The sequence below is a fragment of the Pseudomonas sp. Pseusp11 genome, from assembly GCF_047304405.1.
Lineage (GTDB): Bacteria > Pseudomonadota > Gammaproteobacteria > Pseudomonadales > Pseudomonadaceae > Aquipseudomonas.
This window is the reverse complement of record NZ_JBGLZF010000017.1, coordinates 137,302-146,808: the sequence shown is the minus strand read 5'-3', so window position 1 is coordinate 146,808 and position 9,507 is coordinate 137,302. Positions and strand designations below refer to the sequence as shown.

The window sequence follows — 9,507 nt, the reverse complement described above, 5'->3', positions numbered from 1 at the left end:
CCCATGTGAGAGTAGGTCATCGTCAAGATTAAATTCCGAAACCCCTATCTGCATACGCAGGTAGGGGTTTTGTTTTGCCCGCAGGAAAGTTCGTACAGCAACATCGGAACGGTCCCGGCTGTCACGGTCTGCCGACAGTGCTAAGGTTCGGCCCTAGCTTTTGTATTTTCCCAAGGAAGCCTTTATGCCGGACGCTACGTCCCTCAGTGCTGGTTTTATGGTGGTTCACGGCAACCGCCTGGACGAGCTGCGCAGCCTGGTGGTCAGTTGGATGCGGCGCTACCCGCTGGCTCCCTTGGAAAATGAAATCGCCCTGGTGCAGAGCAACGGCATCGCCCAATGGCTGAAGCTGGCACTGGCCGAAGACCCTGAAGATGACGACATGGGCGGCTGCGGAATCGCTGCCGCCATCGATGTGCAGTTGCCAGGCAGCTTCATGTGGCAGCTCTATCGCATGGTGCTGGGACGTGACGAAATCCCGGCCAAGTCCCTGCTCGATAAAGCCCCGCTGACCTGGCGCCTGATGCGTCTGCTGCCACAGTTGATCAACCAACCGCACTTCGAACCCCTGCAGCGCTTCCTTACGAATGACACCGACTTACGCAAACGCTATCAATTGGCGGAGCGGCTGGCCGATCTATTCGACCAATATCAGGTGTACAGGGCGGACTGGCTCGAAGACTGGGCAGAAGGCCGTCACCAATTACGAAATGGTAGAGGCGAAGCCAAAGCTCTGACTCCGGCCAACTGCTGGCAAGCAGAGCTGTGGCGTGCGCTGTTGCTGGATGTCGGTGCACAAGGCATGGCGCAAAGCCGCGCGGGTGTCCACCAACGCTTTATCGAGCGTATCAATAGTCTCGACAGGGCGCCCAGTGGGTTGCCGTCCAGGGTGATTGTTTTCGGGATTTCTTCACTGCCAGCTCAAGCCTTGGAAGCGCTTGCCGGGCTGGCTCGATTCAGTCAGGTCTTGCTGTGCGTACACAACCCATGTCGCCACCATTGGGCGGACATCGTCGCCGATAAAGACCTGTTGCGGCATCAATACAAGCGCCAGGCTCGCAAGCGCGGCATGCCGGTTGTGCTTGATCCGCAAACGCTCCATCAGCATGCCCACCCGCTATTGGCGGCGTGGGGCAAGCAGGGGCGGGACTACATCAATCTGCTCGACAGTTACGACGATCCCAACAGCTATCGCTCGGCATTTCGCGATGGGCGCATCGACCTTTTCAGCGATAACCAGCCTCAGAGCATGCTCAATCAGTTGCAGGACGACATCCTGGAATTGCGCCCCCTGAGCGAAACTCGCGAGAGTTGGCCTGCAGTCGATCTGACAAAGGACGAATCGATCCGTTTTCACATCGCCCATAGTGCTCAACGCGAAGTGGAGATTCTCCACGATCAGCTGCTCGCACGATTCAGTGCTGATCCAGACTTAAGGCCTCGCGACGTGATCGTGATGGTTCCAGACATCGACAGTTACGCCCCCCACATCCGCGCTGTCTTTGGTCAGCTTGATCGCCACGATCCACGCTTCATTCCCTTTACGCTCGCGGATCAAGGCCAGCGCGGCAGGGACCCGCTACTGATCGCTGTCGAGCATCTGCTCAAGCTGCCCGACAGTCGTTTCCCCGTCAGTGAGATTCTCGATCTGCTGGACGTTCCGGCATTACGCGCTCGCTTTGGCGTAGAGGAACGTGACCTGCCGACCTTGCACCGCTGGATCGAAGGCGCAGGTATCCGTTGGGGGATGAATGCCGAGCAGCGTGCGGGTCTGGGCCTGCCGGAAGAACTGGAGCAAAACAGTTGGCGTTTCGGCTTGCGACGGATGTTGCTTGGTTATGCCGTGGGCAGCGCCAGTGCCTGCGAGGGTATTGAACCCTACGACGAGATCGGTGGCCTGGATGCTGCGCTCATAGGTCCTTTGGTCGCACTGCTGGATGCACTGGAGATTGCCCACCAGGAGCTCACCCAACCTGCGTCGCCCAAACTCTGGGGCATCCGCTTGCAAGCACTGGTGCAGTTGTTTTTCCAGGCCAGTAATGAGCATGACGACTATTTATTGGCCCAGCTCGAAGAGCTGCGTGAGACCTGGCTTGAGACCTGCGAGTCGGTAGGCTTGCAGGACGAGTTGCCGCTGACCGTAGTCCGTGAAGCCTGGCTGGCTGGCCTCGACCAAGGTCGCTTGTCTCAGCGCTTTCTCGCCGGTGCCGTCAATTTCTGTACCTTGATGCCCATGCGAGCGATCCCGTTCAAACTGGTCTGCCTGCTGGGCATGAATGACGGCGATTACCCTCGCGCGCAGCCGCCACTGGACTTCGACCTGATGGGCAGCGACTACCGGCCCGGCGATCGTTCCCGGCGTGAAGATGACCGCTATCTGTTGCTGGAAGCCTTGTTGTCGGCGCGGGACCAACTCTATATCAGCTGGGTCGGCCGCAGTATTCGGGACAACAGTGAGCGCCCGGCTTCGGTATTGATAGGACAGCTACGTGATCATCTCGCCAGCGGTTGGCGATTGCACGATGACAAGGCTGATCTGCTTGAGTCCATGACTCAGGAACATCCGCTGCAACCCTTCAGTGCACGCTACTTCCATGAAGGCGATGATTTGTTCAGCTACGCCAGCGAGTGGCAGGTACTTCATCAGTCCAGCGGTTTGACGCCTGCCATCGAGGTTCTTGAGCCCTATATTCAGGACGAGCCGCTGAGCCTGGGTCAGTTGCAGGATTTTCTGCGCAATCCGGTACGGCATTTTTTCAGTCAGCGGCTCAAAGTGTTCTTCGAGGCTGCCGAAGCGCCTTTGGCGGATGAAGAGCCATTTGTACTCGACGCGTTGCAACGCTATAGCCTCAGCGACAGCTTGCTCGAAGCAGCGCTCGGGCAATTGGACCAAATCGATCAGGTACTGGAAGCACAGGCGAAACGTCTGCAGAACAGCGGGCTCTTGCCCATGGCCGGTTTCGGCGAATGTCTGCAGCGAGAGTTGATCGAGCCGTTGCCGGATCTGTTGCAGCGCTATCAACAGCTCCTGGCGTTATGGCCTTCCCCACTTGCCAGCGCGTTGCCCGTGAGTCTGGAACTGCATGGGCTGCGCCTGGAGGGCTGGCTCAGTGGCCTGCATCAACGTGCGGACGGTGGTTTGCTATCGGTCACCACGATTCCCAACAGCATCGGCTCGCTCAAGACCCGCAAATGGCATCGTCTGACACGACCATGGATCAATCACCTGGTTGCCTGTGCCAGCGGGATGCCGATGACCACCGCGTTGGTGGCCAGTGACGACAGTCTGTTACTGGCTCCCTTGGCGAAGGATGCAGCACTTGATGCCCTGGGTAATCTGTTGCTGGCCTGGCAAACGGGCATGCGCCAGCCGTTGCCGATTGCCGTAAAAACAGCCTTCGCCTGGCTGGCTCAAACCGATCCGGTCAAGGCTGACGCCGCCGCCCGCAAGGCCTATGAAGGCGATGGCCAGACCACTGAAGGTGAGCGCCGCGAAAGCCCGGCACTCGCTCGGCAATACGCCGACTACGATGTTTTGATTGCCGACGAGACCTTCCCCGATTGGTGCGACGCTTTGTATCGGCCGCTGCTTGAGGCTCCCTGGCGTTCATTGACCAGCGAGGAGGCGCGCTCATGACCACGAAAACACCGCTGGCCCTGGCATTCCCCCTGCGTGGAAGCCAACTGATCGAAGCCAGCGCCGGGACGGGCAAGACCTTCACCATTTCTGCGCTGTACTTGCGCCTGGTCCTTGGTCATGGCGACGAGTCGAGTGGTTTTGGCCGTGAATTGCTGCCGCCGCAAATCCTCGTGGTGACCTTCACCGATGCCGCGACCAAAGAACTGCGCGAACGTATTCGTACGCGACTGGCTGAAGCTGCGCGTTTTTTCCGCGATGAGACACCGGCACCGGATGGCCTGATTGCCGAGTTGCGCGAGCAATACCTCCCCGAACAGTGGCCAGGCTGTGCAAACCGTCTGGACATCGCCGCCCAGTGGATGGATGAAGCCGCGGTATCGACCATCCACAGTTGGTGCCAGCGCATGCTGCGCGAACATGCATTCGACAGTGGCAGCCTGTTCACCCAGACCCTGGAAACCGATCACAGTGATTTGCTTGGCGAAGTCCTGCGCGACTACTGGCGACTGTTCTGCTATCCGATGCAAGGCGATGCGCTGAATTGGGTTCGCGGCAACTGGGGGGGGCCGGCAGCGTTGTTGCCGCGAGTGCGTGGGTTGTTCGCCAGCGAGCGTGACAGCGTTGAAGGTAAAGAACCTGCCGAGTTGATCGCCGAGTGCCTGGAGGAACGACGGGCCGCGTTGCTCGAGCTCAAGATGCCCTGGCGCCAATGGGCCGATGAGCTGCTTGCCATCTGTCATCAGGGCGTCGCGAGCAAAAGCGTCGATGGTCGCAAGATGCAGGCGCGCTACTTCGAACCCTGGTTCGAAAAGCTCCGGGCCTGGGCCGAAGACGAATCTCTGGAGCAACTGGACATTGGCACCGGCTTCACTCGCCTGACTCCCGATGGCATGGCCGAAGCCTGGAAAGGTGAAGCTCCCCGTCATCCCGGTCTCGATGCGATGCCCGGCCTCAAGGCCAGTCTCGATGGCTTGCCGACCCCCGATGCCGCCGTGCTGCAACATGCCGCCCACTGGGTCGGTGCTCGGTTCGAGGAAGAAAAGCGTCGTCGCGCGGAAATGGGTTTCGATGACATGCTGCTGCGTCTCGATGCGGCGTTGCAGTCCGATGGCGGTGAGCGTCTGGCGACCTTGATCCGCGAGCAGTTCCCGGTTGCGCTGATCGACGAGTTTCAGGACACCGACCCGGTGCAGTACCGAATCTTCGAGAGCATTTATCGCATCGAAGACAACAATCCTGAATCCGGCCTGTTCCTGATCGGCGACCCGAAGCAGGCGATCTATGCCTTTCGCGGTGCCGATATCTATACCTATCTGCGCGCCCGGCAAGCCACCACTGGCCGTCTGCATACCCTGGGTACAAATTTCCGTTCCAGTCATGGCATGGTGAACGCGGTGAACCATGTGTTCGAGCGCGCCGAATTTCGTGAGCAGGGGCGCGGCGCGTTCCTGTTCCGGGAGAAGAGTGGCGAGAACCCGGTACCGTTTCTGCCCGTGGAGTCCCAAGGGCGCAAAGAAGTCCTGCACATTAAGGGTCAGGTTGTTCCTGCCCTGAACATCTGGCATTTGTCCTCTGACCAGCCACTGTCCGGCGTGGTGTATCGACAACAATTGGCCGCCGCCTGCGCCAGTGAGATCACTGCGTTGCTCAATGGCGGTCAGCAGGGGCGTGCGGGCTTCATACAGGATGGTAAGGATCTCAGAGGCTTGCTGCCGGCGGATATCGCGATTCTGGTGCGCGACGGCAAAGAGGCCCAGGCCGTGCGCGGCGAACTTTCCGCTCGCGGTGTGCGCAGTGTTTACCTGTCAGACAAGGACTCGGTGTTCGCCGCGCAGGAGGCCCATGATCTGCTTACGTGGCTCAAGGCCTGTGCCGAGCCGGATGTCGAGCGTCCCCTGCGTGCCGCGCTGGCCTGCATCACGCTGAACCTTTCGCTGGCTGAACTGGAGCGGCTGAATCAGGACGAACTGGCCTGGGAAGCACGGGTCATGCAGTTCCGCGGTTATCGCGAGCTCTGGCGCAAGCAGGGCGTGCTGCCCATGTTGCGGCGATTGCTACATGATTTTCAGCTGCCCCAGGCGTTGATCGCGCGCAGCGATGGTGAACGGATATTGACCAACCTGCTGCATTTGTCCGAGTTGCTGCAGCAGGCCGCCGCCGAACTCGATGGCGAGCAAGCACTGATCCGTCATTTGTCCGAGCATCTGGCGTTGTCTGGTCAGGCTGGCGAAGAACAGATCCTGCGCCTGGAAAGCGACGAGCAACTGGTCAAGGTCGTGACCATCCACAAGTCCAAAGGGCTTGAATATCCGTTGGTGTTTCTGCCGTTCATCTGCTCGGCAAAACCGGTGGATGGCAGTCGTCTGCCGCTGCACTACCACGATGCCGCAGGTAAGGCGCAGGTGAGCTTGAAGCCGACGGCCGAGTTGATCGCCCTCGCTGATGATGAGCGTTTGGCCGAAGATCTTCGTTTGCTCTATGTGGCCCTGACCCGGGCACAACATGCCTGCTGGCTGGGTGTGACTGATCTCAAACGCGGTAATAACAATGGCTCGGTCCTGCACCTTTCGGCGTTGGGCTATCTGCTGGGCGGTGGTGCGCCATTGGCTGAGTCGGCAGGGCTGCGTCGTTGGCTGGAAGACCTGCAGCAAGACTGCGCGGCGCTGAGCTACGGTGAAATGCCTGACGCGACCGCCGAGCATTATCATCCGCCACGCAATGAAGCGACCTTGCTTGCCCCGCTGATACCCAGGCGCAAGGCCAGCGAAAACTGGTGGATCGCCTCTTACAGTGCCTTACGCATTGGTGACAGTTTGAGCGTGGGCAGTGACGAGGCACCGGAGAGCGCGCAAGCACAAAAGCTCTTTGATGACGAACGCCTTGATCCCGAAGCGCCACGAGAAGTCGCCGCCGGCGGCGCTGATATCCATCGATTCCCTCGTGGGCCGAACCCCGGCACTTTTCTTCATGGATTGCTCGAATGGGCCGGTGACGAAGGTTTTGCCGCTGCACCGCAAACCGTGGAAGACGCGATCGCCCGTCGCTGCAACCGCCGTGGCTGGGAAGGCTGGATCACCACATTGAGCGGCTGGCTGCAGCACTTGCTCAAATCCCCGTTGCACATCGGTGGCGGGCAGGCGCCGGTGGTGTTCGAGCAACTGTCTCAATACCGGGTCGAGATGGAGTTCTGGTTCGCCAGTCATAAAGTCGATGTGCTCAAGCTCGATGAGCTGGTGCGCCAATACACCCATCACGGCGTGGCCCGGGTGGCTGCCGAACCGGTGCTGCTCAATGGCATGTTCAAAGGCTTCATCGACCTGACGTTCGAGCATGAAGGCCGTTACTACGTCGCTGACTACAAATCCAACTGGCTGGGCGTCGATGACGCGGCCTATACCGAGCAGGCCATGGAGCAGTCGATTCTCGATAACCGTTACGACCTGCAATACGTACTGTACCTGCTCGCCCTGCATCGCCAGCTTAAGGCTCGGCTGGTCGATTACGATTACGACCGACATGTCGGTGGAGCGTTGTATCTGTTTCTTCGCGGTACTCGAGCGGCCAGCCAGGGTGTGTATTTTGCCCGTCCGCCACGGGAGCTGATCGAGCGCCTGGACCGGTTGTTCCAGGGCAAGCCAGAGCCCAAGGCCGAACCCGCCTGGGAACAGGGAGTATTGCTATGAGTCGCACTTTCGCCGATTTGCTGCCTACACCGTTGGCGGCCGAAAGTCTGGCGGACCTGGCCCCGTTGAGCCGCGCAGATGACTTGTTGCTGCTGCTCACGCGCTGGGTCGAACGCGGCTGGCTGCGGGCGCTGGACAAGGCCTTCGTCGCGTTTCTCCACGAGCTCGCTCCCGACGATGATCCGCTGGTGCTGCTGGCCGCCGCGTTGATCAGTCACCAACTGGGTCACGGTCATGTCTGCCTGGATCTGTTCGAAACACTGAAAGAGCCGGATTTTGCCTTGTCGCTGCCGCCGGAAGGTGATGTGCAAAGCGGGGCGATGTTGCTGCCGTCGCAATTGCTTGAGGCGCTGGACGGTGCCCATTGGTGCAAGGTCCTGGCTTCCAGTCGTCTGGTGGCTCTGGCCGTCGATGGGCGTGAGGCTGCGCAACACCGACCGTTGGTGCTGTCGGGCAAGCGCCTGTACCTGCGCCGCTACTGGGCTTACGAACGGCGCATCGACCACGCGCTGCGCCAGCGCCTGGCGACACACGAAGCTACGCCGAGCGATTTACCCCAACGCCTGACCGGGCTGTTCGGTCCAGCCAGGCTTGATGACGTGATCGACTGGCAAAAGCTCGCGTGTGCCCTGGCTACCCGAAGTGCATTCAGCATCGTCACCGGCGGCCCGGGAACCGGCAAGACCACCACGGTTGTGCGCTTGCTTGCATTGCTCCAGGCACCCGCAGTGGAGGCCGGTAAACCGCTGCGTATTCGTCTCGCGGCACCCACCGGCAAAGCTGCCGCACGATTGACCGAGTCCATCAGCCAGCAGGTTCAAACCCTGAAAGTGCCTGAAACGGTGCGCGAGAAGATCCCGTCGGATGTGACCACCGTGCACCGTTTGCTCGGCAGTCGTCCCGGTACCCGGCATTTCCGTCACCACGCCGGTAATCGCTTGCCGCTGGATGTGTTGGTGGTGGACGAAGCCTCGATGATCGACCTGGAAATGATGGCCAACCTGCTCGATGCGTTGCCGCCCCATGCCCGTCTGGTGCTGCTCGGTGACAAGGACCAACTGGCGTCGGTAGAGGCCGGTGCCGTACTGGGCGATCTGTGTCGTGATGCCGAAGCCGGTTGGTACAGCCCGCAGACCCGCCAGTGGCTGGAGGCGGTCAGCGGTGAGCGCCTCGATGCCAGCGGTTTGCGGGAAGACACCCAAGGCGCGCATCCACTGGCCCAGCAAGTCGTGATGCTGCGCCACTCACGGCGCTTCGGCGAGGGTAGCGGCATTGGTCAGTTGGCCCGTTGGGTCAACCAACAGCATCCCGAGGACGCGCGCAAGTTATTGGCCGCTGCAAGTCATGACGACGTATTTTCCCTGCCCCTCAAGGGTGAGCAGGACCGTGCGCTGGAGCGCTTGTTGCTCGAGGGCCATGGCGGGGGGCCGCAAGGTTATCGGCATTACCTGAGTCTTTTGCGCAGTCAGCGACCACCGCTCGACCGCCCGCTCGACGATCCATGCTGGGCTGATTGGGCTCGCTTGGTGCTACAAGCCTTCGACGCTTTCCAGCTGTTGTGTGCCGTACGTAAAGGGCCTTGGGGTGTGGAAGGCTTGAATCAGCGCGTGACCGATGCGCTGCTCAAGGCCCGGCTGATCGACAGCGACCATCAGTGGTACGAAGGTCGGCCCGTGCTGATGACCCGCAACGACTATGGCCTGGGTTTGATGAACGGTGACATTGGCATTGCCCTCAAGCTGCCGGAGCGTGAAGGCCCGGAGGCCGGGCGGCACGTGCTGCGTGTGGCCTTCCCGCGTAATGACGGGCAGGGCGGTGTGCGCTTTGTCCTGCCAAGCCGACTCAACGATGTCGACACGGTGTATGCCATGACCGTGCACAAATCCCAAGGCTCGGAATTTGCCCATACGGCGTTGATTCTGCCGGATGCTTTGAATCCTGTGCTTACCAAGGAACTGATCTATACCGGGATAACCCGGGCCAAAGACTGGTTCACCCTGATTGAGCCTCGAGCCGGCGTATTCGAAGAGGCCGTGCGGCGCAAGGTCAAGCGCTTGAGCGGGTTAATGCTGGAGCTGGAAGAGGGTGCCTGGCCGAGCCATTGAGGGGCGGTGCCAGCCGCGGGAATCTGTCCGATGTGCCGGTGCGTCGCCTCGCTGGTGTTTCGGTGCTGTGCTATCGTTG

General features: G+C 60.4%; 3 protein-coding genes. All 3 read left to right on the top strand.

The window, feature by feature from the left end:
- Positions 1-184: 184 nt before the first annotated feature.
- From recC to recD, 3 genes are read left to right on the top strand one after another with little or no spacing between them, the layout of a single operon-like run.
- On the top strand, positions 185-3,637 hold the full coding sequence (gene recC, locus ACCC96_RS16230; protein WP_413696299.1) for an exodeoxyribonuclease V subunit gamma: 3,453 nt from the start codon (positions 185-187) through the stop codon (positions 3,635-3,637).
- On the top strand, positions 3,634-7,323 hold the full coding sequence (gene recB, locus ACCC96_RS16225; RefSeq protein WP_413696298.1) for an exodeoxyribonuclease V subunit beta: 3,690 nt from the start codon (positions 3,634-3,636) through the stop codon (positions 7,321-7,323). Before recC ends, recB begins: the two co-directional genes overlap by 4 nt.
- Entirely contained in the window at positions 7,320-9,428 is a 2,109-nt protein-coding gene (recD, locus tag ACCC96_RS16220) for an exodeoxyribonuclease V subunit alpha (protein WP_413696297.1), read from the top strand. Before recB ends, recD begins: the two co-directional genes overlap by 4 nt.
- The last annotated feature ends 79 nt before the right edge of the window (positions 9,429-9,507 follow it).

Coding starts and splice junctions, on each gene's coding strand:
- recC (WP_413696299.1), top strand. CDS start 185: ATGCCGGACGCTACGTCCCTCAGTGCTGGTTTTATGGTGGTTCACGGC.
- recB (WP_413696298.1), top strand. CDS start 3,634: ATGACCACGAAAACACCGCTGGCCCTGGCATTCCCCCTGCGTGGAAGC.
- recD (WP_413696297.1), top strand. CDS start 7,320: ATGAGTCGCACTTTCGCCGATTTGCTGCCTACACCGTTGGCGGCCGAA.